Annotated in this window: 23 protein-coding genes; 16 read left to right on the top strand and 7 right to left on the bottom strand. The window is 63.0% G+C overall.

The genetic code is table 11. From position 1 onward, the window contains the following. Positions 1 to 2 precede the first annotated feature (2 nt). Positions 3 to 1,133 (bottom strand): carbohydrate kinase, encoded by a 1,131-nt coding sequence (locus GM676_RS06660; RefSeq protein ID WP_371866135.1) that lies wholly within the window; start codon positions 1,131 to 1,133, stop codon positions 3 to 5. Positions 1,134 to 1,347: 214 nt separating this feature from the next. Between GM676_RS06660 and xapA the strand changes: the two genes are divergently transcribed. From xapA to GM676_RS06625, 7 genes are read left to right on the top strand one after another with little or no spacing between them, the layout of a single operon-like run. Next, positions 1,348 to 2,187, top strand: a complete 840-nt coding sequence (xapA, locus tag GM676_RS06655) for a xanthosine phosphorylase (protein ID WP_155462646.1) — start codon at positions 1,348 to 1,350, stop codon at positions 2,185 to 2,187. Between the two features lie 51 nt (positions 2,188 to 2,238). Next, complete coding sequence (locus tag GM676_RS06650) at positions 2,239 to 3,432, top strand: phosphopentomutase (protein ID WP_155462645.1); 1,194 nt, start codon at positions 2,239 to 2,241, stop codon at positions 3,430 to 3,432. Next, positions 3,429 to 4,382, top strand: coding sequence for a deoxyribose-phosphate aldolase (deoC, locus tag GM676_RS06645; protein ID WP_155462644.1), 954 nt, complete (start codon positions 3,429 to 3,431; stop codon positions 4,380 to 4,382). The genes GM676_RS06650 and deoC overlap by 4 nt, the downstream gene beginning before the upstream one ends. Positions 4,383 to 4,396: 14 nt before the next feature. Then, positions 4,397 to 6,781 (top strand): aldehyde dehydrogenase family protein, encoded by a 2,385-nt coding sequence (locus GM676_RS06640; protein WP_371866134.1) that lies wholly within the window; start codon positions 4,397 to 4,399, stop codon positions 6,779 to 6,781. Positions 6,782 to 6,785: 4 nt separating this feature from the next. Beyond that, entirely contained in the window at positions 6,786 to 8,111 is a 1,326-nt protein-coding gene (gene deoA / locus GM676_RS06635; RefSeq protein WP_155462643.1) for a thymidine phosphorylase, read from the top strand. Next, entirely contained in the window at positions 8,108 to 8,515 is a 408-nt protein-coding gene (locus GM676_RS06630) for a cytidine deaminase (RefSeq protein WP_155462642.1), read from the top strand. The genes deoA and GM676_RS06630 overlap by 4 nt, the downstream gene beginning before the upstream one ends. Further along, the gene (locus tag GM676_RS06625; protein ID WP_155462641.1) at positions 8,515 to 9,744 is read left to right on the top strand and encodes a nucleoside deaminase; all 1,230 of its coding nucleotides are present in this window, start codon (positions 8,515 to 8,517) and stop codon (positions 9,742 to 9,744) included. Before GM676_RS06630 ends, GM676_RS06625 begins: the two co-directional genes overlap by 1 nt. On the opposite strand, the gene GM676_RS06620 is transcribed toward GM676_RS06625, so the two are convergent. From GM676_RS06620 to GM676_RS06605, 4 genes are read right to left on the bottom strand one after another with little or no spacing between them, the layout of a single operon-like run. Further along, positions 9,696 to 10,160, bottom strand: a complete 465-nt coding sequence (locus GM676_RS06620; protein WP_155462640.1) for a VOC family protein — start codon at positions 10,158 to 10,160, stop codon at positions 9,696 to 9,698. The genes GM676_RS06625 and GM676_RS06620 overlap by 49 nt on opposite strands. Positions 10,161 to 10,214: 54 nt before the next feature. Beyond that, complete coding sequence (locus tag GM676_RS06615; RefSeq protein ID WP_155462639.1) at positions 10,215 to 10,976, bottom strand: LytR/AlgR family response regulator transcription factor; 762 nt, start codon at positions 10,974 to 10,976, stop codon at positions 10,215 to 10,217. Then, the gene (locus GM676_RS06610) at positions 10,973 to 11,902 is read right to left on the bottom strand and encodes a sensor histidine kinase (RefSeq protein WP_155462638.1); all 930 of its coding nucleotides are present in this window, start codon (positions 11,900 to 11,902) and stop codon (positions 10,973 to 10,975) included. The genes GM676_RS06615 and GM676_RS06610 overlap by 4 nt, the downstream gene beginning before the upstream one ends. Further along, positions 11,899 to 12,150 carry a hypothetical protein gene (locus tag GM676_RS06605; protein ID WP_155462637.1) on the bottom strand — a complete coding sequence of 84 codons (252 nt, stop codon included), beginning with the start codon at positions 12,148 to 12,150 and terminating at the stop codon, positions 11,899 to 11,901. Before GM676_RS06605 ends, GM676_RS06610 begins: the two co-directional genes overlap by 4 nt. Before the next feature lie 214 nt (positions 12,151 to 12,364). Between GM676_RS06605 and GM676_RS06600 the strand changes: the two genes are divergently transcribed. Beyond that, positions 12,365 to 13,297: a choice-of-anchor A family protein gene (locus tag GM676_RS06600; protein ID WP_155462636.1), complete on the top strand. Its 933-nt coding sequence runs from the start codon at positions 12,365 to 12,367 to the stop codon at positions 13,295 to 13,297. Here GM676_RS06600 and GM676_RS06595 read toward each other — a convergent pair. Together GM676_RS06595 and GM676_RS06590 are read right to left on the bottom strand one after the other, a co-directional pair. After that, positions 13,260 to 13,916 (bottom strand): TetR/AcrR family transcriptional regulator, encoded by a 657-nt coding sequence (locus GM676_RS06595; RefSeq protein ID WP_155462635.1) that lies wholly within the window; start codon positions 13,914 to 13,916, stop codon positions 13,260 to 13,262. The genes GM676_RS06600 and GM676_RS06595 overlap by 38 nt on opposite strands. Beyond that, positions 13,904 to 15,331, bottom strand: coding sequence for an aminotransferase-like domain-containing protein (locus GM676_RS06590; protein WP_155462634.1), 1,428 nt, complete (start codon positions 15,329 to 15,331; stop codon positions 13,904 to 13,906). Before GM676_RS06590 ends, GM676_RS06595 begins: the two co-directional genes overlap by 13 nt. Before the next feature lie 162 nt (positions 15,332 to 15,493). Between GM676_RS06590 and aptA the strand changes: the two genes are divergently transcribed. The 8 genes from aptA to GM676_RS06550 are packed head-to-tail and all read left to right on the top strand — an operon-like array spanning position 15,494 to position 26,312. Continuing rightward, positions 15,494 to 16,810, top strand: a complete 1,317-nt coding sequence (gene aptA / locus GM676_RS06585) for an omega-aminotransferase AptA (RefSeq protein WP_155462633.1) — start codon at positions 15,494 to 15,496, stop codon at positions 16,808 to 16,810. A gap of 11 nt (positions 16,811 to 16,821) precedes the next feature. Continuing rightward, a complete protein-coding gene (gene ald / locus GM676_RS06580; protein ID WP_155462632.1) occupies positions 16,822 to 17,937 on the top strand; it encodes an alanine dehydrogenase in 1,116 nt (371 codons plus the stop codon). A 22-nt stretch (positions 17,938 to 17,959) separates the two neighbouring features. Further along, a complete protein-coding gene (locus GM676_RS06575; protein ID WP_155462631.1) occupies positions 17,960 to 19,453 on the top strand; it encodes a CoA-acylating methylmalonate-semialdehyde dehydrogenase in 1,494 nt (497 codons plus the stop codon). A 16-nt stretch (positions 19,454 to 19,469) separates the two neighbouring features. After that, a complete protein-coding gene (locus GM676_RS06570) occupies positions 19,470 to 20,840 on the top strand; it encodes an NAD(P)-dependent oxidoreductase (RefSeq protein WP_155462630.1) in 1,371 nt (456 codons plus the stop codon). Further along, entirely contained in the window at positions 20,840 to 22,135 is a 1,296-nt protein-coding gene (gene preA / locus GM676_RS06565; RefSeq protein WP_155462629.1) for an NAD-dependent dihydropyrimidine dehydrogenase subunit PreA, read from the top strand. Before GM676_RS06570 ends, preA begins: the two co-directional genes overlap by 1 nt. A 50-nt stretch (positions 22,136 to 22,185) precedes the next feature. Continuing rightward, positions 22,186 to 23,670 carry an NCS1 family nucleobase:cation symporter-1 gene (locus tag GM676_RS06560; RefSeq protein WP_155462628.1) on the top strand — a complete coding sequence of 495 codons (1,485 nt, stop codon included), beginning with the start codon at positions 22,186 to 22,188 and terminating at the stop codon, positions 23,668 to 23,670. 10 nt (positions 23,671 to 23,680) lie between these two features. Next, complete coding sequence (gene hydA / locus GM676_RS06555; protein ID WP_155462627.1) at positions 23,681 to 25,075, top strand: dihydropyrimidinase; 1,395 nt, start codon at positions 23,681 to 23,683, stop codon at positions 25,073 to 25,075. Positions 25,076 to 25,085: 10 nt separating this feature from the next. Then, the gene (locus GM676_RS06550) at positions 25,086 to 26,312 is read left to right on the top strand and encodes a Zn-dependent hydrolase (RefSeq protein ID WP_155462626.1); all 1,227 of its coding nucleotides are present in this window, start codon (positions 25,086 to 25,088) and stop codon (positions 26,310 to 26,312) included. The last annotated feature ends 40 nt before the right edge of the window (positions 26,313 to 26,352 follow it).

Genomic DNA, 26,352 nt, shown 5'->3' with positions numbered 1-26,352 from the left:
GTTTATCCTTTATTCGGGAACAGCGGGGCGTTCAGATCAAAATCGTGTATCTCGTCGAGGACGTCGGCGGCCAGCACGGGCGACACCGTTTCCGGGCTTTCCAGCGTCATGGCCGCCACTTTCAGGCCGCGGCGGCAGGCCAACGTCAGGTCATTGCTGCCCTGGTACAGCGACCAGCAGACGGCGGCCGAGAAAGCGTCGCCGGCGCCGGTGACGTCCACCACCTCCACCTGGTGCGCGGCCAGCCACACCAGTTCGCCATCGCGCGTGTGGTACACGCCCTGGCTGCCGCAGGTGACGATGACATCCTGCGCGCCCTGCGCCTGCACTTCGCGGCAGGCGGCGCGCACGTCGGCTTCGGTCGGCAGGGCGCGACCGACGCGGGTTTCCAGTTCGCCCCGGTTCAGGATCAGCAGGCGCAGGCCGCGCAGATCTTGCGGCAGGCGCGCCATCTTCGGCTGCGACACTGCCACGATCACCAGCGGCAGCTTGTCGTTGCGGGCGCCTTCCAGCAGCACGGCGACGCTGTCGGCCGGCAGGTTGAGGTCGGCCACGGTCATGGCGGCGGCCGCGCGCTGGGGTGCGCGGCTGGCCAGGAAGGCCGGGGTGATGCGGTCGTACAGCGCCATGTCGGCCAGCGCCACCACCAGCTCGCCCTGGTCGTCGAGGATGGCGGTGTAGGTGCCGGTGGCGGTGTCCTGCAATTTCAGGCTGCCGCGTGCGTCGATGCCGGCGCGCTCGGCGTGGTCTTGCAGGCTGCGGCCGGCGGCGTCGTCGCCAACGGCGGTCAGCAGGGCGGTCGGCAGGTTGAGGCGGGCCAGGTTCTCGGCGATGTTGCGCGCCACGCCGCCGTACACTTCCTCGGCGGTGGCCGGATTGGAGGTGCCCAGCTGCATGGCGGCAATGGTGCGCAGCTTGCGGTCCAGGTTGGCGGCGCCGATGCACAGCACCGGGCGCTTGTCCGGCAGCACGTAGGCGCGGCCCAGCAGGCGGCGCTCGCGGATCAGGCCGGCGATGTGGCCAGCCACGGCCGAACGCGACAGGCGCAGTTCCACCGCCAGGTCTTGCTGGGAGATGAAGGGGTTGGCGCGGATCAGCTGGTAAAGCTGTTCCTTTTTGGAAGAATCGGTCACGGTAGTGGCCTCGTTAAACAATTGTTCTTAATGGTAAACATTTATCCGGAGGGCGTCAATCACCCAGTGGTAGCTCAGTTTGCCGTGGTTTATAATACTCCTGATTTATATCACTTTTGTATAAATAGCTAAGAAAAATGGTATTTGCCATACATATGGACGATGATGCATAGTGACAGCTTCCCCAGCCATATCAAAAAAACAGAGGATTTTCATGTCTAATAATTCCCCATTCCAGGCAGCCGACATCATTCGCTCCCGTCTCCCAGCTGGCTTCAAGCCGCGCGTGGCGATGATTCTCGGTTCAGGCCTGGGTGTGCTGGCGGAACAAATGACCGACGCCGTCACCATCAGCTACGATCAGTTGCCGGGCTTCCCGATCTCCACCGTGCACGGCCACGCCGGCGAACTGGTGATCGGCACCCTGTCGGGCGTGCAGGTGGTGTGCATGAAGGGCCGCGGCCATGTCTACGAAGGCTACGGCCTGGGCGTGATGACCAGCGCCGTGCGCACCATGAAGCTGCTGGGTTGCGAAATGCTGTTCGTGACCAATGCCGCCGGTTCGTTGCGCACCGAAGTGGATGCCGGTTCGCTGGTGGCGCTGACCGACCATATCAACTTCCTGCCGGGCACCCCGATGATGGGCCCGAACGACGAGCGCTTCGGCCCGCGCTTCTTCAGCATGGCCAACGCCTACGACGCCGAACTGCGCGCGCTGCTGCACACCTCGGCCAAGGAAAAGAACGTGACCCTGCACGATGGCGTGTACATCGCCTACGCCGGTCCTAACTTTGAAACGCCTGCGGAAATCCGCGCGTTCAAGACGCTGGGCGCGGACGTGGTGGGCATGTCGGTGGTGCCGGAAGTGGTGTCGGCCCGTCACTGCGGCCTGAAAGTGGTGGGCGTGTCGGCGATTACCAATCTGGCCGAAGGCCTGTCGCCGTTCCCGCTGTCGCATGAGCAGACCTTGAAGTACGCTGCCGTGGCGGCGACCTCGCTGGTGGAAGTGATCCTGGGCTTCCTCGCGAATGTAGCAAAAACGCCTCAGGCGTAAGATACCCAAGGGGGCGGCTGGTCCGCCCCTTTTGCTTTTTAGGAGTTGATCATGAAACGCGCATTTATCCTGCTGCTCGATTCGTTTGGCCTGGGCGCCACGCCCGACGCGGCGAAGTACAACGACGCCGGCGCCAACACCTTCGGCCACATCGCCGCGCAAGTCGCCAACAGCGGCAAGCCGATGTCGTTGCCGGTCATGGAAAAACTCGGCCTGACCGCCGCCGCGCACTTGGCTAGCGGCGAATGGGCCGCCGGCTTCACCCAGCGCGAAGGCTTCACCGCCGCCTACGGCGCCGCGCGTGAACGCTCGACCGGCAAGGACACCCAGTCCGGCCACTGGGAAATCGCCGGCGTGCCGGTGGAATTCGACTGGGGCTACTTCCCGAAAACCGTGCCATCGTTCCCGGCCGAGCTGACCGCCAGGCTGCAAGAGCTGACCGGCGTGCCGGGCTTCCTCGGCGACTGCCACGCATCGGGCACGGAGATCATCAATCGTTTCGGCGATGAACATGTCGCCAGCGGCAAGCCGATTATCTACACCTCGGCCGACTCGGTGCTGCAAATCGCCGCGCACGAAGAATCGTTCGGCCTTGAGCGCCTGTACGAAGTGTGCGAGATCGCCTTCAAGCTGGTCGAGCCGTACAACATCGGCCGCGTGATCGCGCGTCCTTTCCTCGGCGCGAACGGCAACTACACCCGCACCACCAACCGTCACGACTACGCGGTCGCGCCACCGGCGCCGACGCTGCTGGACCACGTCAAGAACGATGGCGGCGAGGTGATCGCGCTGGGCAAGATCAGCGACATCTTCGCGGCGCAAGGCGTGTCGCGCGTGGTGAAGGGCAAGGACAATATGGCGCTGTTCGACGCGCTGCTGAAAGTGCAGGACGAAGCGGGCGACAAGTCATTGACCTTCGTGAACTTCGTCGACTTTGACCAGGCCTTCGGCCATCGCCGCGACGTCAACGGTTATTCCAACGCGCTGCACGAAATGGATGCGCGCCTGCCGGAATTTATCGCGAAGCTGCAAGAGGACGACCTGGTGGTGATCACCGCCGACCATGGCTGCGATCCAACCTGGCCTGGCTCCGACCACACACGCGAACACATCCCGATGATTTTCTTCGGCCCTAAGGTCAAGGCGCAGTCGCTGGGCATTTCCGAAACCTTCTCCGACATCGGCCAGACGCTGGCCCATCACCTCGGCGTCAAGCCACTTTCGAACGGAACCAATCTGTTATGAGCGATTTCAAACGCAACGAAGCGGTCCCACTGGACCTGGGCTGGATCAATCACATCCACGTCAACAAATCCGCCGCCGACCGCCGCGCCGCCAGCCTGGCGAACCGCCGCACGGTGAAGAAGGAATACCAGGCCGCGTGGCTGATCAAGGCCATTGGCCTGATCGACCTGACCACATTGTCCGGCGACGACACGCCGGGCCGCGTGGAACGCCTGTGCCGCAAGGCGCTGCGTCCGTTGCGCACCGATCTGGTGGAGGCCATGGGCCTGCAAGACGTCAACCTCGCCACTGGCGCGGTGTGCGTGTATCACGAGATGATCAAGCCGGCGGTGGAAGTGCTGCAAGGCCGCCTGCCGATCGCCGCCGTGTCGACCGGCTTCCCGGCTGGCTTGACCAGCATGGAAACCAAGGTGCGCGAGATCGAGCTGTCGGTGGCTGCCGGCGCAACGGAAATCGACATCGTCATCACCCGCCAGCATGTCCTGACCGGCAACTGGCAAGCGCTGTACGACGAGATGCTGGCTTACCGCAAGGCGTGCGGCGAAGCGCACGTCAAGGCCATTCTGGCCACCGGTGAACTGGTCACGCTGGAAAACGTGGCCAAGGCTTCGTGGGTGTGCATGATGGCCGGCGCGGACTTCATCAAGACCTCGACCGGCAAGGAGCCGGTCAACGCCACCATTCCCGTGTCGCTGACCATGGTGCGCGCGATCCGCGAGTACCACGAGCAGACCGGCTTCAAGATCGGCTACAAGCCGGCGGGCGGCGTCAGCACGGCCAAGGCCGCGTTGCAGTACCTGACCCTGATGAAGGAAGAACTGGGCAACGAGTGGCTGGAGCCGCACCTGTTCCGCATCGGCGCTTCCAGCCTGCTGACTGACATCGAGCGTCAGCTGGAACACTACGTGACCGGCAACTACTCGGCCGCTCACCGCCACGCGCAACCATAATTACGGAAACCGTCATGCCAACCATCAAAGAGATCCTCAACACCATGGAATACGGCCCAGCACCGGAAAGCACCAAAGAAGCGCAAGCGTGGCTGGAGCAGCGTGGCCGCCAATTCGGCCTGTTCATCAACAACGAGTGGAGCGCGGCCGGTGAGCTGTTCGCTTCCATCAACCCGGCCAACGGCAGCAAGCTGGCCGACCTGACGCAAGGCACCGCCGCCGACGTGGACCGTGCCGTCGCCGCCGCGCGTGCCGCGCAACCGGCCTGGCAGGCACTGGGCGGCCATGGCCGTGCCAAGGTGCTGTACTCGATCGCGCGCCTGATGCAGAAGCACGCGCGCCTGTTCGCCGTGCTGGAAACGCTGGACAACGGCAAGACCATCCGCGAAACGCGTGATGTCGACCTGCCGCTGGTGGCGCGTCACTTCTATCACCACGCCGGCTGGGCGCAGCTGCAAAGCGAAGAATTCGCCGACTACCGCGCCGTGGGCGTGGTTGGCCAGATCGTGCCGTGGAACTTCCCGCTGCTGATGCTGGCGTGGAAAATCGCGCCGGCACTGGCCGCCGGTAACACCGTGGTGTTCAAACCGGCAGAATTCACCTCGCTGAGCGCCATGCTGTTCGCCGATATCTGCGTGCAGGCCGGCGTGCCTGCGGGCGTGGTCAATATCGTCACCGGCGACGGCCGCGTGGGCGAAGCCATCGTCAAGCACCAGGGCATCGACAAGCTGGCCTTCACCGGTTCGACCGAAGTGGGCCGCTTGATTCGTGAAGCCACCGCCGGCAGCGGCAAGAAGCTGTCGCTGGAACTGGGCGGCAAGTCGCCATTCATCGTGTTTGAAGATGCGGATCTGGACGCCGCCGTTGAAGGCCTGGTCGATTCGATCTGGTTCAATCAAGGCCAGGTATGCTGCGCCGGTTCACGCCTGCTGGTGCAGGAGTCGGTGCAGGAGAAATTCCTGGCCAAGCTGCGCGCCCGCATGGACAAGCTGACCCTCGGCTCGCCGCTGGACAAGTCGATGGACATCGGCGCGCTGGTCGACCCGGTGCAGAAGCAGCGCATTGAAGGCCTGGTGCAATCGGCGCGCGACGAAGGCTGCACCGTGTACCAGCCAGCGTGCGAACTGCCGGCCGACGGCTCGTGGTTCCCGCCAACCCTGATCACCGGCGCTTCGACGTCGGCCGCTGTGGCGCAGGCTGAAATCTTTGGCCCGGTGCTGGTGGCGATGAGTTTCCGCACTCCGCCTGAAGCCGTGCAACTGGCGAACAACACCGTGTACGGCCTGGCCGCCTGCGTGTGGACCGAGAATATCTCGCTGGCGCTGGACGTCGCGCCGGCGATCAAGGCCGGCGTGGTGTGGATTAACACCGCCAACCAGTTCGACGCCGCTTGCGGCTTCGGCGGCTACCGCGAATCCGGCTACGGCCGTGAAGGCGGCCGTGAAGGCATGTACGAATACCTGACCGCGAAGTCGGAGGATGCACGTCCTGCCGCGCCAGTGATCGAGCCGAAAGCAAAAGCCAAGGCCGCACCGGTAGCCGCCGGTGGCGCGTTCGCGATCGACCGCACCGCCAAGCTGTACATCGGCGGCAAGCAGGCGCGCCCTGACGGCGCCTACAGCCGTGCCATCCACGGCGCCGACGGTTCCTTCATCGCCGAAGTGGGCGAGGGCAATCGCAAGGACATCCGCAACGCGGTGGAAGCTGCACACAAGGCCACCGGCTGGACCAAGGCCACCGCGCACAACCGCGCGCAAGTGCTGTACTACATCGCTGAAAACCTGGCCGCACGCGGCGAGGAATTCGCCGCCCGCATCGCCGCCATGACCGGCGCGAAAAACGCCGAGAAGGAAGTGCAGGCGTCGATCGAGCGCCTGTTCTATTACGCCGCATGGGCCGATAAGTACGATGGCCTGGCGCATCAGCCGCCGATGCACGGCATCACCGTGGCGCTGAACGAACCGCTGGGCGTGATCGGCATCGTGTGCCCGAACGAAGCGCCGCTGCTGGGCTTCATCTCGCTGGTGGCGCCAGCCATCGCGCTGGGCAACCGTGTGGTGGTGGTGCCGTCGGAAGCGCACCCGCTGTCGGCCACCGATCTGTATCAAGTGCTCGACACTTCGGACCTGCCGGGCGGTGTGGTCAACATCGTCACCGGTTCGGCCGATGAACTGGCGCGCACGCTGGCAACCCACTCGGATATCGATGCGGTGTGGCGTCACGACGGTTCGGCCGAAGGCTGCGCCGAAGTGGAGCGCCTGTCGGCGACCTCGCTGAAGCGTACCTGGGTGGGCGGCGCAAAAGGCCGCGATTGGTACAGCACCGCGCAAGCGGGCGGCCGCGCCGTGCTGGCGCATGCCTCGCAAGTGAAGAACATCTGGATTCCATACGGCGTTTAAGACTATGGCCTACTTACCTCAAGAGATCATCCGCAAGAAGCGTGACGGCGGCAAGCTGTCGACCGAAGAGATTCAATTCTTCGTCGGCGGCATTACTTCCGGCCGCGTGACCGAAAGCCAGATCGCCGCGCTGGCGATGGCGGTCTACTTCAAGGACATGAGCATGGACGAACGCGTGGCCTTCACGCTGGCCATGCGCGATTCCGGCGAAGTGCTGGACTGGCGCTCGCTCGACCTGAATGGCCCGGTGGTGGACAAGCACTCCACCGGCGGCGTCGGCGACGTGGTGTCGCTGCTGCTCGGCCCCATGGTGGCGGCGTGCGGCGGCTACGTGCCGATGATTTCCGGCCGTGGCCTCGGCCACACCGGCGGCACGCTGGACAAGTTCGACTCCATCCCCGGCTACACCACGGTGCCGGACAACGCCTTGTTCCGCAAGGTGGTGAAGGAAGTCGGCGTGGCCATCATCGGCCAGACCGCCTCGCTGGCGCCATCGGACAAGATCTTCTACGGCGTGCGCGATGTGACGGCGACGGTGGAATCGGTGGCCATGATCACCGGCTCCATCCTGTCGAAGAAACTGTCGGCAGGCCTGGATGCGCTGGCGATGGACGTCAAGGTCGGCAGCGGCGCCTTCATGCCGACTTACGACAAGTCGGTGGAACTGGCCGAGAGTATCGTCAAGGTCGGCAACGGCGCCGGCATGATGACCTCCGCCATCCTGACCGATATGAACGAATCGCTGGCGCCGTACGCCGGCAACGCCGTTGAAGTGCGCGGCGCGATCGACTACCTGACCGGCAAGTCGCGTCCCGCGCGCCTGCACGAAGTAACCCTGGCGCTGTGCGCCGAGATGCTGGTGCTGGGCAAGTTGGCCGCGACCGAAGAGGAAGCTCGCGCCAAACTGCAAGCCTCGCTGGAAAGCGGCGAAGCGGCCGAGCGCTTTGCGCGCATGGTGGTGGCGCTGGGTGGCCCGGCGGACCTGATGCAGAATCCGGACAAGTACCTGGAACGCTCGCCGATCATCGTGCCGGCTCCGGCGCTGAAATCGGGCTACGCCGCCTCGGCCAACTGCCGCGAAATCGGCCTGGCCGTGGTATCGCTGGGTGGTGGTCGCCGCCGCGCCGCCGATCCGATCGACTTCGCGGTCGGCCTGACCGATCTGGTTGGCCTGGGTGATAAAGTGGAAGCCGGCCAGCCGCTGGCGATGGTGCACGCGCGCACGCAGGAAGCGGCCGAGCAAGCTGTCCGCGACATCCAGGCGGCGTACCAGATCGCCGATGCCGCACCGGCAGCCAACCCAGTCATCTATCGGACGATCCGCCCATGAACAAACAAGAGCTCATCGCCGAAGCCGCCGCCGCGCGCCTGAAGGCCTATGCACCGTACTCCAACTTCAAGGTCGGCGCGGCGTTGTTGACCAACGATGGCAAGGTGTTCCACGGCTGTAACGTGGAAAACGCTTCCTACGGCTTGTGCAACTGCGCCGAGCGCACCGCCTTGTTCAGCGCCCTGGCGCACGGCTACCAGCCGGGCGACTTTGACCAGTTGGTGGTGATCGGCGAGACCGATGGCCCGATCGCGCCTTGCGGCGCTTGCCGCCAGGTGATCCTGGAACTGGGCGGCAATGAACTGCCGGTCCTGCTGACCAACCTGAAAGGCGATATCTACGAGACCACCGCCGCCGCGCAATTGCCGAACGCCTTCGGCGGCCAGGATCTCAAGAAGAAGTAATGGCGCTCAAGAAGACGATTGATGTGCAAGCGGCAGTCGCCATCGCGGCAGCCGAAGCCATCGCCGCCAAGACGCAGGGTACGTTCGGCGTCGGCGGCCTGATGCTCGACCAGCACGGCAATGTGCTGCAATCGCTGCACAACAACGTCGTCAAGGACGGCCTGATCTTCGACCCGACCGCACACGGCGAGCGCCAGTTGATCGACTGGTACTACGCCGAACGCGCCAAAGGCCGTGACTTGCCGGCGCCACAGGACATCACCATCGTCACCTCGCTCGACCCGTGCTGCATGTGCGCGGGTGCTATCCTGGCGGGCGGTTTCAACGTGGTGGTGGCGGCGCCGGACAAAAGCGCCGGCATCAACTACGACAACAGCGCCAGCTTCACGGCCTTGCCCGAAAACCTGCGGGCGCAGGCCGGCGACAGCTTCAGCTACCCGGCCATCCTTGGCTCTTCGCTGTACGCGCGCGCCAGCATGGGCGCCACGCCGAAGTCCTTCTTCATCGGCAAAACCATCTCCGAACCGACGCAAGCCTTGTGCTCGTTGGTGTTTGAGGCCACCTCGGCCGAAGTGATGGAAAAGTTCAACATCGACTTGCCGCAGAAAGCGTTGAAAGACCCGGCCACCCTGCCGGCCGGTCACGCCATCGTGCGCGCGCTCAAGCAGCAGTATCCGGATGCGCTGACTTACCGCTGCACGCCGCACCAGCCGGACGCCGGCCTTGCGCCGTTCCTGCGACAAGCCATGGCGCGCGACCGCGAGCATGGCGGCGCAGGGGATGCGGTGGCCGTGCTTGATTCCTTCGGCAATCTGCTGCTGTGCATGCCGGGCCGGATGGCGCAATCGGGCATCCGCAGCGCCTTCATGGAAACCACGCGCGCTTACGCGCAGCTGCGCTACAAACTGATGAATGGCGCCACGCCGGCGCAGCAGGACGAAGTGCGCCACTACCTCGGCCATCCGAAAGACGGTACCTTCGTCTTCGCCAAAGGGCCGGACGCCGGCGCCGTCAGCTTCATGAACCTGGGCGCGTATGGTTCGACCATAGAAGGCCCGCTGCCGCTAAAGAACCCCGCGCAATTCCAGTACGTGCTGCCGACGTTGCCTGAAGCCGAACTGGCCGCCATCTGCGCCGCCCTGCCGCCGCTCTACCGCAACATCATCCGCATCCGCCCCACTCAGGTGGCTGACGCCGCGTTGGTTGGCGCGCTCTCGGAAGTGGCGTAAGGATCGTAGGTGCCGATGCTCCAGATGTGGCCTTCGGGGTCGGCGCAGGTGAAGCCGCGGCCGCCGTAGTCTTCGTTCTTGATGTCCAGCAGGATGCGGCCGCCGGCTTCCAGCACGCGGCCGTACACCAGATCCGCATCGTTCACCACCAGATACGTGCTTTGCGTGACGAAGCCGCCAATGTCGTCCGGCTGTTTGAGCAATCGTCCGTATGGGGTGTCGAAGGCGGAGCCCAGCATGACCATGCTGTTGCCGAAGGTGAGCTGGGCGTGCGCGACGCTGCCGTCTTCCTCGGGCACCACGAACTGGACTTTAAAGCCCAGCGTGCCGCACAGCCAGTCGATGGCGGCATGTGCATCGCGGTAGCGCAGGCACGGTATGACGCCGCAGAGAGTTTGCTTGGGTATGCTGGACATCATTCCCTCCTTGGTCGAAGCTGTCCAGTATAGACCCAAGCCGTCCGGCGCACGTTACATTTGCTGGAATAAATGCGCGTGGCCGCGACTTACTTCCAACAGCTCCGGGAAGTTGCGGATGCGGACCATCTGCCGCCCGCGCAGGTCGCGCGTGACTTCCTGGATCGCATCGACCCGCACCAATGTCGAACGATGAATGCGCCAGAATTCGTTCGGATCGAGCTCGTCCGCCAGCTCCTTCAAGGTCTTGCGGATCAGGACCTCCGACTGCTCGGTTTGCACGCGCGTGTATTTTTCATCGGCCTGGAAGAACAGCACTTCACGCGTGGAGATCATGCGCAGGCTGGCGCCGACCACGGCCTGTATCCAGCGCAAATACTCCTGCTTCGCCGCCGGCTTGCTGTGATGCGACAACAGCTGGCTCAGCTGGCGCTCGATATTAATCGGCTGCTGGCCGATCAGCGTTTGCAGGCGCGCGCAGGTGGTCTTGAGGCGTTCGCCGCCGACCGGCTTGAGCAGGTAATCCAGCGCCCCCTGTTCAAACGCTTCAATCGCATACTGGTCATAGGCGGTGACGAACACCAGGTGGCAGCGGTTGAACAGCATGCGCGCCGCCTCGATGCCGGACATGCCTGGCATGCGGATGTCGAGGAATACGATGTCCGGCTGGTGCCGTCCGGCCAGCGCCACGGCTTCGATGCCGTTGGCCGCTTCGGCCACGATCTCCAGCGCCGGCCACACTTCCTGCAAGCGGCTGCGCAGTTGCTGGCGCATGCCTTCCTCGTCGTCGGCGATGAGTGCGGTAGGGCGGTTCATTTGGCGCTCCCTGCAAAGATATCGGGCGCATACGGCACGCGGATGCTGGCGCGGGTGCCGCCGGTCAGCGGCGCTTCGATGACCAGCTGGGCGCGGTTGCCGTACTGGATGCGCAAGCGCTCGCGCACATTGGCCAGGCCGACGCCGTCGCTGGAGAATGGATTGAAGCCGACGCCGTCGTCGATCACGTCCACTTGCAGCATCTGGCCGTCCACCGAGGCGCGGATGTCGATGCGGCCACCCTCGATCTTGGGTTCCAGCCCGTGCTTGATGGCGTTCTCGATCAGGATTTGCAGCATCATCACCGGGAAGGTGGCGCTGGCCATTTCCTGCGGCACGTCGATCGACACCGCCAGCCGCGCGCGCATGCGCGCCTGCATGATGGCCAGATAGGCGCGCGACATCTCGATCTGCCGCCCCAATGTGCCGGCGCCCTTGGCGCGCATTTGCGGCAGGGTGGCGCGCAGGTAATCGATCAGGTTCTGGTGGATGCGCGCCGCTTGCGGCGGATCGGTCTCGATCAGCTGGCCGATCAGGGCCAGGGTGTTGAACAAAAAGTGCGGCTCGACCTGCGCCTGCAAGGCCGCCATGCGCGCTTCGACCACGCGCCGTTCTATGCTTTCCTCGTCGGCCTGGCTGGAAGCGTGGCGCGCCTCCAGCTCGGCCTTGCGCTTGCCGCCGGCCAGCACCTTCAAGGCCAGCGACATCAGGATGAAGCCCCAGGCCTGCTCGGTGAAGTGGAACAGCGAGGCCGACAAAATCAGCAGCAGCAGCCAGATGATCAGCAGCTTGCGCCACTCGACCTGCGCCAGCCAGTCGAAGAAATGCCACCACACACTGACTGCGGTTTCGCCGATCTCGCGGATGATGTCGAGCAGGCTTTTGGCATTGTTGTAGCCGGCCTGGGCCAGCCGATTCTTTTTCATTCAACGTGCTCCTGGTGGCGGTTTGCGCGGCGGCTGCCAATGACAGTCGCCCCAACCACCAGTTTAATCAGCATGAACACGACGAACAACACCAGCGCCAATGGCAGGATGGAGCAGATGAACGCCAGCACCAGCGCCGCCCCCAGCAAGGCCGGCGGCGACATGCGGCCGATCAGGCGCACGCCGTAGCGTAGCGTTTGGGTAAAGGCACGCAGGATCTCATCGAGCAGATTAGTCAGTTTGTTCATATTGCATCTCCATCAAAACGTGTTGCGATGGAATCACTGTAGCAAAGCCCTCCCGGCGGCCGTAGCGGATTCCGATCAACTGCGGTTTGACGGGGATGGCCGGTGATTGCAGCGGATAAATGGTGGTTTTTTAATGCTTGGAGTAATTCTTCAAGGCAATAAAAGTTAACATGTGATATCCTTGGGGTAATTTAAATTGCTCTTGAGGAACTATATGGCCGTTGCAATCAAAAACACCGTCTCCGCAGCCGTACTGGCCTTCGCCGCTGTGGGCTCGGCCCAGGCGGACGTGCTCGACCTGAGCAAGCTGGTTGGTGGCGCCAATGTCTACTCCTTCACCAATTTCAGCGCGCCCAGCGCGGACGTGCAAGGTGCGGTGGTCGCGGCGGGCAATGTCTCGGTCAGCTCGTATTCCATCAATGACACCAACAAGGACGCCTACGGCCATTACTCGCTGATCGCCGGCGGCAACTTCTCCCTCAATGGCGGCAATGTCTTCAATGGCGACAGCTACGTTGGCGGCACCACCCAGCTGACCAGCGCGACCACCGCCACCAAGGTGCAGAGCGGCAAATCGCCGGTCAATTTCGGCGCCGTGTCGTCGTCGCTGGCCAAAACCTCCAAATCGTTGGACGCGCTGAGCAACACCGCGCAGGCCGAAGAGAAATGGGGCGGCGTCTACCTCACCGGCAGCAACAAATCGGTGGAAGTGATCGACCTTAATGCCAGCTCGCTGAAAAACAGCAGCTACTATAACCTGAGCGGCTTCGCCAAAAACGCCACGCTGATCGTCAACATCAGCGGCAGCTCGGCGTTGTTCCAGGGCGGCTATCAGGCGTTTGACGGTTACAACGTGCTGTTCAACTTTACCGATGCCACCTCGCTGAGCATCAACACCGGCGCCAATCTCAGCATCCTGGCGCCGAAGGCATCGGTCAGCGGCGGCCAGGGCGTCATCAACGGCAATGTGATCGTCGATTCCTGGGCTTCGCAGGTGCAGATCAATTCCGGCAACTTCTTCAAGGCCGTCAATTTGCAGGGCTTTGCCCAGCCGGTGCCGGAGCCCGAAACCTACGTCATGCTGCTGGCCGGTCTGGGCATGATCGGTTTCATGGCGCGTCGCCGCAAGCAGAACGCGGCACACTGATCGCCGCCAGCACCATGTCGACGATGACCTTTTCGGCATCGTCGAAATCTTTTTTGGTCAGCTGTTTGCGGTTCAGCACCAGCGCCATCTGGGCCGAGAAGTCCGCATAGGACTGCGTCATCGCCCAGATCGCAAACAGCAGATGCGTGGCATTCACCGGCGCCATCTTCCCGGCGGCGATCCACTGCTCGAACACCTCGATATCTTTGCGCACCAGCGGCACCACGCGGCTTTGTATCTGGCCGCCGTATAGCGGCGCTCCGCTGATCACTTCCATCGCATACACGCGCGAGGCCCATGGATTCTCGCGCGAGAATTTCAGCTTGGCCTGCACGTAGGCGCGCAGCACTTCGCGCGGGTCCTGCGCGGCGTCGGCCAGGCTTTCCATGCGCGCCAGCCATTCGTCCAGCACTTCGTCCAGCACGCGCTGGTACAGCGCCTGCTTGGTGGGGAAGTAGTACATCAGGTTTTGCTTGGACAGGCCGGCATTCTCCGCCACGGTGGCGATGGAGGTGCCCTCGTAGCCGCATTCGGCGAACACGCGCACGGCTTCGGCGGTGATTTCGGCTTCCAGCTTGTCGCGGTTGAGCAGGCGGCGGTTGATTTTTACTGTCGGCATATGCGCCTCAGGAAGGTTTGCAGTTGCGGGTGGTCTGCGTAAGCCACGTTGAACCGGAACCAGATCGATTCCGGCGCGCGCAGCATGAAGAAGTCGCACGGCGATAGCAGGATGCCGTGCTTGAGTGCCTGGTCGGCGATGATTTTTCCATTCCATTCGGCGCTCGGCGCGTCGTGCCAGCCGGCGCTGACGAACATGCCGCCGCGCGGCCGTGCCAGCAAGGTCATGCCCACTTCGCGCAGGCTGGCCATGGCGCGTTCGCGGCCGGCGTCCAGTTGCGTCACCAGCTTGTCCACCATGCGCTTGTAGGGGCGGGCGGTGATGGCGTGGTAGACGGCGCGCTCGTTGATCTCGGAGGTGGTGAGGCCGGCCAGCATTTTCACGCGCAGCAGTTCCGGGATCAGCGAGGATGAAGCGCAGATCGAGCCGACGCGCAGCACCGGCGACAGCGTCTTGGAAAAACTGCCGACGCGGATCACGCGCCGCAGTCCATCCATGGCCGCCAGCGAGGCTTCGCCGCGCGGCGCCAGTTCGCGGTAGATGTCGTCCTCCACCAGCCAGAAGTCGAACTGCTCGGCCAACGCCAGCAGGCGATGCGCCTGCGCCACGCTGAGCGAGGTGCCGAGCGGATTTTGCAGCACGGTGTTGACGAACATGAGTTTGGGCTGCACTTGCGCGGCCTGCTGCGCCAGCGCGTCCAGATCCAGTCCGTGCTCGCCGCGCGGAATGCCGACCGCGATGCAGCCATGGTGGCGGATCAGCGACAACAGATTGCTGTAGCCGGGATCCTCCACGAACACGGTGTCGCCCGGCTTGGTCAGCGTGCGCAGCACCAGATCGAAGGCGTGGGTGGCGCCGTGAGTCAGCAGGATTTGCTCGGCCTCCACCGGGAACAGCTCGTCGCTCAGCGCGGCCGCCATCTGCTGGCGCAGGGTGGGGAAGCCGAGCGGATGGCCGTAGCCGCGCAGGCGGTTGGCCGGGATGCGCATGGCCTGGCGCACGGCGTCAAGGATGGTGTCCTCGCCATACCATTCGGGCGGCAGCCAGCCGGCGCCCACCGGCAGCGCTTCCGACACGCCGGAATACAGGTCGGGCGTGAGGGCGTCGATGGCGTTGGGGATGATGTGCAGCGCCGCCGGCAGCAGCGTGGCCGGCACTTCCTGGCGCGCCACGAAGTAGCCGGAGCCGCGCCGCGACGACAGCAGGCCCAGCGTCACCAGCCGGTCGTAGGCTTCCACAACTGTAAAGGTGCTGACGCCATTACACTTGGCGAATTGCCGCACCGAGGGCATTTTGGTGCCCACGCGCAACTCTTTGCTGCCGACCATGGCGCTGATGGCCGTCACGATCTGATCGACCAGGCTGCCTTTCTGCCTGCGCTCAATCGGGACGCAGGGCCAACTTCCTTCTTCCATCCTCAACTCCAAAACTGTAGTGTTTTTGTTGCCAGTACGGTTGGACAGTTTGATGAATTGTGTATCTGTGCCATAGTTGTCCTGCTGTCTATTATTGCATCATCATTTTGCCAACTGGTAAATTTTTTTACGGTTCGTCAAAAAGTCCACAAGGAGATGTGCATGAACGAATCACGACCGCAATCGATGGCGTCCTTCTGGATGCCATTCACGAACAACCGCGACTTCAAGCAGCATCCGCGCCTGCTGGTGTCGGCCGAGGGCATGTACTACAAGGATGTCGACGGCCGCAGCATTCTGGACGGCACGGCCGGCCTGTGGTGCGTGCCGTGCGGGCACGCGCAGCCGAAGATCGTCGCCGCCGTGCGCGAGATGGTCGGCCAGCTCGATTTCGCGCCGACCTTCCAGATGGGCCACCCGGCCGCCTTCGACCTGGCCGACAAGCTGATGGAGTACACCAACCATCGCTACGGCCATGTGTTCTACACCAACTCCGGTTCCGAAGCAGTGGATACCGCGCTGAAGATCGCGCTGGCGTATCACAAGGCGCGTGGTGAGGCCAGCCGCACGCGTTTGATCGGCCGCGAACGCGGCTATCACGGCGTGGGCTTTGGCGGCATTTCGGTCGGCGGCATCGCCGGCAACCGCAAGCCGTATGGCGTGATGCTGCCGGGCGTGGATCACCTGCCGCATACGCACAATCTGGAGCAGAACGCCTACACGCGCGGCGAACCGGAACACGGCGCCAATCTGGCCGATGAACTGGAGCGCATCGTCGCGCTACACGACGCGTCGACCATCGCGGCGGTGATCGTCGAGCCGGTGGCCGGTTCCACCGGCGTGCTGATTCCGCCGAAGGGTTATCTCAAGCGCCTGCGCGAGCTGTGCACCAAGCACGGCATCCTGTTGATCTTCGATGAGGTGATCACGGGCTTCGGCCGTCTGACCACGCCGTTCGCCGGCGATTACTTCGACGTTGAGCCGGACATGATGACCACCGCCAAGGGCCTGACCAACGGCACCATTCCGATGGGCGCGGTGTTCAGCAAGCAGCACATCTACGACGCCTTCATGAACGCGCCGGCCGGCATTGAGCTGTTCCACGGTTATACCTACTCGGGCCATCCAGTGGCCTGCGCCGCATCGCTGGCGACGCTGGAGGTGTTCGAGGAACAGAAGATTCTCGAACACGCCGCCGGCATGGCCGAATACTGGGCCGACGCCGTGCATTCGCTGAAAGGCCTGCCGCACGTGATCGACATCCGCACCATCGGCCTGATCGCCGGCATCGAGCTGGCGCCGATTGCGGGCAAGCCGGGCGCGCGCGCGTTCGCGGCGTTCAAGAAAGCCTTCGAGGACGGCATCCTGATTCGCGTCACCGGCGACATCATCGCGCTGTCGCCACCGCTGGTGCTGGAGAAAAAACACATCGATGAGCTGTTTGGAAAGCTGAGGGAAGTACTTAAAAACCTGGAATGAGGAGAACTACCATGCTGGTCGGCGTCCCAAAAGAGATCAAGAACCAGGAGTCCCGTGTTGGCCTTACCCCGGCCAGTGTCAAGGAACTCGTTTTGCGTGGTCATCAAGTACTGGTACAGAAAAACGCCGGCGCGGCCATCGGCCTCACGGATGCGATGTACGAAGCATCCGGCGCCAGCATGGTGGAAGGCGCCAGCGAAATTTTCGCCCGCGCCGACATGATCGTGAAGGTGAAGGAACCGCAACCGCAGGAATGCGCCATGCTGCGCAAGGACCAGATCCTGTACACCTATCTGCACCTTGCGCCGGATCCGGAGCAGACCAGGGCGCTGGTGCAATCGGGCGCGGTGTGCATCGCCTACGAAACCATCACCGGCCCTAACGGCGGCTTGCCGCTGCTGGCGCCGATGAGCGAAGTGGCGGGGCGCATGTCGATCCAGGCCGGCGCCGCGCATCTGGAGAAATCCAAGGGCGGCATGGGCTTGCTGCTGGGCGGCGTGCCGGGCGTGGCGCCGGGGCATATCGCGATTATCGGCGCCGGCGTGGTCGGCACCAATGCCTTGCAGATGGCGGTTGGCATCGGCGCGCGCGTGACGATCTTGGACAAGAACATCGACCGCCTGCGCCAGCTGGACCTGGTGTACGGCAACCGCATCGCCACCATGTATTCCAACGCGCACTCGATCGAGGAGGCGGTGCTGGATGCGGACCTGGTGATCGGCGGCGTGCTGGTGCCCGGCGCGGCGGCGCCCAAGCTGGTCACCAAGGCCATGATCTCGCGCATGAAGCAGGGCGCGGTGGTGGTGGACGTGGCGATCGACCAGGGCGGCTGTTTTGAAACCTCGCACGCCACCACGCACGAGCAACCGACGTATGTGGTGGACGGCGTGGTGCACTACTGCGTGGCCAACATGCCGGGCGCGGTGGCGCGCACCTCGACCTTCGCGCTGAACAACGCAACCATCGGCCACGCGATAGCGCTGGCCGACAAGGGCTGGCAGAAAGCAATGAAAGCCAACCCGCATTTGAAGAACGGTTTGAATGTCTGCCAGGGCCACGTCACATATGAAGCGGTGGCGCACGGCCTTGGTTATAACTACGTGGACGCGGACAGCCTGTTGGGCTAAGCCGCTTATTTGAAAGAGCATCATGGATACCATCACCCATTACATCAACGGCGTTACCATCGATACGCAAAGCGGCCGCCATGCAGACGTGTTCAATCCCGCATTGGGCGAACCGGTAGCCAGAGTGGCACTCGGCACGGCGGAGGAGGTGGATGCCGCCGTGCGCGCGGCTGAGAAAGCATTCCCGTCGTGGTCCGCCACGCCGCCGCTGACGCGCGCGCGCGTGCTGTTCAAGTACCTGCAACTGTGCCAGCAGCACACCGATGAATTCGCGGCCATGATCACGCGCGAACATGGCAAGACCTTCGCCGACGCGCAGGGCGAAGTGGCACGCGGCATCGAGATGGTGGAGTTCGCGGTCGGCATCCCGCAGATGCTGAAAGGTGAATTCACCGACCAGATCTCGCGCGGCATCGATGCGTGGTCGATGCGGCAGGCGCTGGGCGTGGTAGCGGGCATCACGCCGTTCAATTTCCCGGTGATGGTGCCGATGTGGATGTTCCCGGTCGCACTCGCATGCGGCAATACCTTTGTGCTGAAGCCTTCCGAACGCGATCCGTCGCCGTCGCTGCTGCATGCGCGCCTGCTGAAAGAAGCCGGCCTGCCGGATGGCGTGTTCAATGTCGTACAAGGCGATAAGGTGACGGTCGATGCGCTGCTCGATCATCCGGTGGTGCAGGCGGTGAGCTTTGTCGGCTCGACGCCGATCGCGGAATACATTTACTCGCGCGGCTGCGCGGCGGGCAAGCGCGTACAGGCCCTGGGCGGCGCGAAAAATCACATGGTGGTGATGCCGGATGCCGACATGGAGATGACGGTCGACGCGTTGATGGGCGCTGCCTTCGGTTCCGCCGGTGAACGCTGCATGGCGATCTCGGTGGTCGTCGCGGTGGGCGATGCGGGCGATAAAATTGTCGATGCACTGGCAAAGCGCACCGCCGCACTGAAAGTGCGCGACGGCATGGCGGCCGATGCCGAAATGGGACCTGTCGTCACCAGCGCGGCCAAGCAGCGCATAGAGCGCTTGATCGGCGAGGGCGTGGAGCAGGGCGCGAAGCTGGTGGTCGATGGCCGCAATCACAAAGTGGTCGGACGCGAGAACGGCTTCTTCATCGGCGGCACCTTGTTCGATCACGTCACGCCGGATATGACGATCTACAAGGAAGAGATTTTCGGCCCGGTGTTGTGCATGCTGCGCGCGCCGGACGTGGGCAGCGCGGTGGAGCTTATCAACCGCAACGAGTATGGCAATGGCGTGGCGATCTACACGCGCGACGGCGGCGTGGCGCGTGAGTTTGTGCGGCAGATCCAGGTCGGCATGGTGGGCGTGAATGTGCCGCTGCCGGTGCCGATGGCGTTCAATAGTTTCGGCGGCTGGAAGCGCAGTCTGTTCGGCGATCATCACGCCTATGGTCCGGAAGGCGTGCGCTTCTACACGCGCCACAAAGCGGTGATGCAGCGCTGGCCGAATACCGCCAGTGCTGGCGCAGAATTTGCATTCCCACAGATGAAATAACCTACTGAGGAAAATCATGATTCTCGAATCGCTAAGCTACCTGCCGAAATCGAAGGAAGCCAATGAATCACTGGCGAAACACTTCACTGACCTGGCGCCGGCATTGAGCGCGCGGCAGGCTGCGATTGAAAGTTCGCGCTGCCTGTATTGCTACGATGCGCCGTGCACGCGCATCTGCCCATCGGAGATCGATGTGGCCAGTTTTATCCGCAACATCCACGATGAAAATATCAACGGCGCCGCCGCCGGCATCCTCAAGCAAAATATTTTGGGCGGCAGCTGCTCACGCGTCTGTCCGACCGAAATCCTGTGCGAAGACGCCTGCGTGCGCAATCATGATGCCGAAGGCCAGCCGGTGAAAATCGGCCTGCTGCAACGCTATGCCATCGATAACATGCGGTTCGAGCAGCATCCCTTCAAGCGCGGTCCCTCCACCGGCAAGAAGATCGCGGTCGTTGGCGCCGGTCCCGCGGGCCTGTCCTGCGCCCACCGCCTCGCCATGCTGGGCAACGAGGTGGTGATCTACGAAGCGAAAGAGAAATCCGGCGGCCTGAATGAATACGGCATCGCCAAGTACAAGCTGACCGACAACTTCGCGCAGAAGGAAGTCGAGTTCCTGCTGCAAATCGGCGGCATCACCATCAAGCATGGACAGGCGCTGGGCGTGAACGTGCAACTGAAACAGCTGCACGCCAATTACGATGCTGTGTTCCTTGGCCTCGGCCTCGGCGCCAGCAAGCAAATGGGCCTGACCGGCGAGGATGCTCCAGGCCTGCTGGCCGCCGTCGACTACATCGCCGCGCTGCGCCAGTCGGATGATCTGAGCCAGTTGCCGGTGCCATCGCGCGCCATCGTCATCGGCGCCGGCAACACGGCGATTGACATGGCGGTGCAAATCCAGCGCCTCGGTGCGGAGGAGGTCACGCTGGTCTATCGTCGCGGCTTCGAAGCCATGAGCGCGACCGGACATGAGCAGCACATCGCAAAGGAAAATCAGGTCCGCATGCGCACCTGGGCACAGCCGCAGCAGGTGCTGCTGGACGACACGGGCCGCGTGCGCGGCATGCGCTTTGAAAAAACAGCGGTGGTGAACGGCCGCCTGTCCGGCACCGGCGAGACCTTCGAGATTGCGGCGGACGCCATCTTCAAGGCCATCGGCCAGAGCATGGACGAAACGAGCATCAGCGATCCGCTGGCGAAAACGCTGAAACGCGACGGCGACAAAATCCACGTCGACGATCAGTTCCGCACAGTCCTGCCGCGCATCTACGCCGGCGGCGACTGTGTGGCGCCCGGGCAGGATCTGACCGTGCAAGCGGTCCAACATGGCAAGCTGGCGGCGCACGCCATCCATGCCGATATCAACGGTCTGAAGGAGGCTGCATAATGGCTGACCTGAGCATAGAATTCTGCGGCATCAAGTCCATCAATCCGTTCTGGCTGGCCTCCGCGCCGCCCACGGACAAGGCCTACAACGTGGTGCGCGCATTTGAAGCGGGATGGGGCGGCGTGGTGTGGAAGACGCTGGGCGAAGATCCTGCCGCCGTCAACGTGTCGTCGCGCTATTCGGCCCACTACGGCAAGAACCGCGAAGTCCTCGGCTTCAACAACATCGAGTTGATTACCGACCGCTCGCTGGCGATCAACCTGCAAGAGATTACGCAGGTGAAGAAGGATTGGCCGGACCGCGTGATCATTGTGTCGCTGATGCTGCCATGCGAGGAGCGGCTGTGGGCCGACATCTTGCCGCTGGTGGAAGCCACCGGCGCCGATGGCATCGAACTGAATTTCGGCTGCCCGCACGGCATGCCGGAACGCGGCATGGGCGCGGCGGTGGGACAGGTGCCGGAGTACGTGGAGATGGTCACGCGCTGGTGCAAGCAGAACACCAGGCTGCCTGTCATCGTCAAGCTCACGCCCAACATCACCGATGTGCGGGCGCCGGCGCGCGCTGCCAAGGCGGGTGGCGCGGATGCGGTCTCGCTGATCAATACCATCAACTCCATCACGCACCTGGACCTGGACCAGATGGTGGCGTTTCCCATTGTGGGCGGCGCCAGCACGCACGGCGGCTATTGCGGTTCGGCGGTGAAGCCGATTGCGCTCAACATGGTGGCTGAGATCGCGCGCGATCCGCAGACCGCCGGCCTGCCGATTTCCGGCATCGGTGGTATCGGCAATTGGCGCGACGCGGCGGAGTTCATGGCACTGGGATCGGGCTGCGTGCAGGTTTGCACCGCCGCCATGCTGCATGGTTTCCGCATCGTTGAAGAGATGAAGGACGGCCTGTCGCGTTGGATGGACCAGAAGGGCTATCAGCGCATCAGCGATTTCCAGGGCAAGGCGGTACCCAACACCACCGATTGGAAATACCTGAACATGAACTATCAGGTCATCGCGCAAATCAATCAGGATGAGTGCATCAAGTGCGGCCGCTGCTACGTGGCTTGCGAAGATACATCGCATCAGTCGATCAATCAACTGATCGATGCCGCCACTGGCGCGCGCACTTATGAAGTCAACAAAGAGGAATGCGTTGGGTGTAATCTGTGCGAGATCACCTGTCCGGTGCAGGGCTGCATCACCATGGTGCCGCAGGATACCGGCAAGCCATACATGAACTGGACGCAGGACCCACGCAATCCGCGCGCGGAAAACATCAAGGTGGCTGAAACGGCTTAGGTACGGAAATTGCAATAAAAAAGGGACACTAAACCTTTAGGGAGAACGCCTTGAGCAATGAATCGTCTGGCAGCACGCAACTCTGGAACGAAGACCTCGCGCCGACCACTGAGGCACAGCGTACCTGGCGCTGGTATCACTTCTCGGCACTGTGGGTCGGCATGGTGATGTGCATTCCGGCCTACACCTTGTCGGCCAGCTTGATCGAGGGCGGCATGTCGGGTTACCAGGCGGTTCTGACGGTGTTCCTTGCCAATGCCATCGTGCTGCTGCCGATGCTGTTGATCGGCCACGCCGGCACCAAGTACGGCATTCCGTACGCGGTGCTGGCGCGTGCTTCCTTCGGGACGTCCGGCGCGCGCTTGCCGGCGCTGATGCGCGCCATCGTCGCTTGCGGATGGTACGGGATTCAAACCTGGTTCGGCGGCTCGATGATCTACACCTTGCTGGGCGTGATGGCGGGCGGCGATATCGGCGGCGACAAGATCGCAGGCCTCGGCATCAACGGCGGCCAGCTGCTTTGCTTCCTGGCTTTCTGGGCCATCCAGTTCTACTACATCGTGCACGGCATGGATGCGATCCGCAAGCTGGAGACCTACACCGCGCCGTTGAAGATCGTGATCTGCTTCGTGCTGCTGGCGTGGGTGCACAACAAGGCGGGCGGCTTTGGCGAGCTGCTGTCGGCTCCTTCGCAGTTCGTGGAGGGCGGCAAAAAGGCTGGCCAGTTCTGGTCGACGTTCTGGCCTTCGCTGACGGCCATGGTGGGCTTCTGGGCCACGCTGGCGTTGAATATTCCTGACTTCACCCGCTTTGCCAAGACCCAGCGCGACCAGGTGATCGGCCAGACGGTCGGCCTGCCTGTGCCTATGGGATTGCTGGCGGCGCTGGCGGTGATCGTCACCTCGGCCACGGTGGTCTTGTACGGCAAGGCGATCTGGGACCCGGTCGACCTGTCCAGCCGCATGACCGGCGCGGCGGTGCTGGTGGCTTTGCTGATTCTGTTGATCGATACCGTGTCGGTGAATCTGGCCGCCAATCTGGTCGGCCCGGCCTACGACTTCTCGGCGCTGGCGCCGAAGAGCATCAGCTACAAGACCGGCGGCTACATCACTGCGGGCATCGCCATCCTCATGATGCCGTGGAAGATACTGGAATCCACCCAAGGCTACATCTTCACCTGGCTGATCGGCTACTCGGCGCTGCTCGGTCCTATCGCCGGCGTGCTGATTGTGGACTACTATATGGTGCGCAAGACGGAGTTGAACGTCAGCGACCTGTATCGCGAAGACGGCCAGTACTCGTATGGCAAGGGCTGGAACATGGCGGCCATCGCGGCCTTCGTAATCGGCGTGCTGCCGAATATTCCAGGCTTCCTGAATGCCGCCTTCCCGGCGTCCTTCCCGGACGTGTCGGAAACGTTTAAAACGATTTATACCTATGCATGGTTCGTTGGCATCGCCATTTCGGCCGTGGTGTATGGGGTTATGATGAAAGGGAAGACCGTGTCCGCCGTGCGCGCGCCGGCTCACCCATAAGGAGACGCTTATGAAGACAATCATCCGTGGCGGCACTGTCGTCAATGCCGATCGCGCCTTTCGTGCCGACGTGCTGTGCGACGGCGACAAGATCATCGCGGTCGGCGAGAACCTGGAAATACCGGCCGGCGCCAAGGTGATCGACGCCGGCGGCCAATACGTGATGCCGGGCGGGATCGATCCGCACACGCACATGAACCTGCCGTTCATGGGCACGGTGACGCAGGATGATTTCTACACCGGCACCGCCGCGGGGCTGGCCGGCGGCACCACCACCATCATCGATTTCGTGATTCCTGCGCCGAAGCAGAACCTGATCGAGGCCTATCACCAGTGGCGCGAGTGGGCGAAGAAGTCTGCCGGCGACTACACCTTTCACGTGGCGATTACGTGGTGGGACGACACGGTGCACCGCGACATGGGCATCCTGGTGAAGGATCATGGCGTCAATAGCTTCAAGCACTTCATGGCATACAAGAACGCCATCATGGCGGATGATGAAACGCTGGTGAAAAGCTTCCGCCGCTGCCTTGATCTGGGCGCGATGCCGACGGTGCATGCGGAAAACGGCGAGCTGGTTTTCCAGTTGCAGCAGGATCTTCTCAAGCGCGGCCTGACCGGACCAAGTTCGCATCCGCTTTCACGCCCGCCGGAAGTGGAGGCGGAAGCGGCCAACCGTGCGATCGCCATCGCCAATGTGATGCATACGCCCCTGTACATCGTGCACGTCTCGTGCGAGGAGTCGCTGGAGGCTATCGCCCGCGCCCGCGCGCATGGGCAGCGTGTGTATGGCGAGGCACTGGCCGGCCATCTGATCGTGGACGACAGCGTGTATCACAGCGATGACCTGGAATTCGCGGCCGGTCACGTGATGAGCCCTCCGTTCCGCAGCAAGCATCACCAGAAGGCGCTGTGGCAAGGGCTGCAAGGCGGGAACCTGCACACCACGGCCACCGACCATTGTACTTTCTGCGCCGAGCAGAAGGCGGCCGGCAAGGACGACTTCACCAGGATTCCGAACGGCTGCGGCGGGGTGGAAGACCGCATGTCCGTCATCTGGGACGCAGGTGTGAACAGCGGCATGCTGACGCCATCGGAGTTCGTCAAAGTCACATCGACCAATGCGGCGCAGATCTTCAACATCTATCCACGCAAAGGCGTGATCGCGCCTGGTGCGGATGCGGATGTGGTGGTGTGGGACCCGGAAGGCACGCGCACCATCTCCGCGCTGACGCAGTTTGCCAAGGGCGGCTTCAATGTGTTTGAAGGCCGCACTGTCCGTGGCATTCCCAGCACCACGCTGGCCGCCGGCAATGTCGTGTTTCACCGCGGCGTGCTGATGGCGGTGGAGGGCGCTGGCCGCTACATCAATCGTCCGGCGTTCAAGGCAACGTCGGCGCGTTAAGGAGCTTCACATGAAAATCAACGGAGAGCGCCTGTGGGCCTCGCTGATGGAACTGGCGAAAATCGGCGCAACGGAGAAGGGCGGCGTCAAGCGCCTGGCGCTGACCGATCTCGATAAACAGGGGCGCGACCTGGTGGTCAGTTGGGGCAAGGAAGCCGGCATGTCGATTACGATCGACCAGATCGGCAACGTCTTCATGCGTCGCGATGGCACCAACAACGCGCTGCCGCCGGTGATGACCGGCAGCCATATCGACACTCAGCCCACCGGCGGCAAATTCGACGGCAATTACGGCGTGCTGGCCGGGCTGGAAGTGGTACGCACGCTGAATGACCTCAAGATCAAAACCGAAGCGCCGATTGAAGTCGCTTTTTGGACCAACGAGGAGGGCTCGCGCTTCGTGCCGGTGATGATGGGCTCCGGCGTATTCTGTGGCGCATTCAGCCTGGAAACCGCCTATGCGGCGCGTGACGTCGAAGGCAAGTCGGTCGGCGAAGAACTGGAACGCATCGGCTACAAGGGCCCGCAAGTGCCCGGCGATCATCCGATCGGCGCCTACTTCGAAACACACATCGAACAAGGTCCGGTGCTGGAAGATGCCGACAAGGTGATTGGCGTGGTGCCGGCCGTGATGGGCCTTTCGTGGTATGACTGCGTGGTCACCGGAATGGAGGCGCACGCCGGTCCAACGCCGATGCATTTGCGGAAGGACGCGCTGCAAGTCTCCACCCGCATCATGCAGGAAGTGGTGGCCATCGCCAACCGCTATCCACCGTATGGCCGCGGCACGGTCGGCATGGTGCAGGTGTTCCCCAACAGCCGCAATGTGATTCCGGGCGAAGTCAAATTCAGCATCGATCTGCGCAACGTGAACGATGAGCTGCTCAACACCATGCACGAGGAGATGCTGGCCTTTATCGACAAGACCCGTGGCGAAACGGGCTTGAAGATTTCGATCGAGCGCGTGTCCTACTATCCGCCATGCCCCTTCCATCCCGAGTGCGTGGATGCGGTGCGCAGCGCCACCGCCAAGCTGGGATACTCCACGATGGACGTGGTCTCCGGCGCAGGACATGACGCGATCTATGCCGCCCGCCTGGCGCCAGCCGGCATGATTTTCGTGCCCTGCAAGGATGGCATCAGCCACAATGAAATCGAGGATGCCAAGGCCGAACATCTGGAAGCTGGCTGTAACGTCCTGCTGCACGCCATGCTGGAACGTGCCCGGGTGGTTTAAGCAATCGTTTGACCCCGGCGCAAGCCGGGCGCATACTGGG

The organism is Duganella radicis (genome assembly GCF_009720825.1).
GTDB classification, from domain to species: domain Bacteria; phylum Pseudomonadota; class Gammaproteobacteria; order Burkholderiales; family Burkholderiaceae_D; genus Rugamonas; species Rugamonas radicis.
The sequence above is the reverse complement of the archived record's forward strand: the minus strand, read 5'-3'. Positions and strand labels throughout refer to the sequence as shown.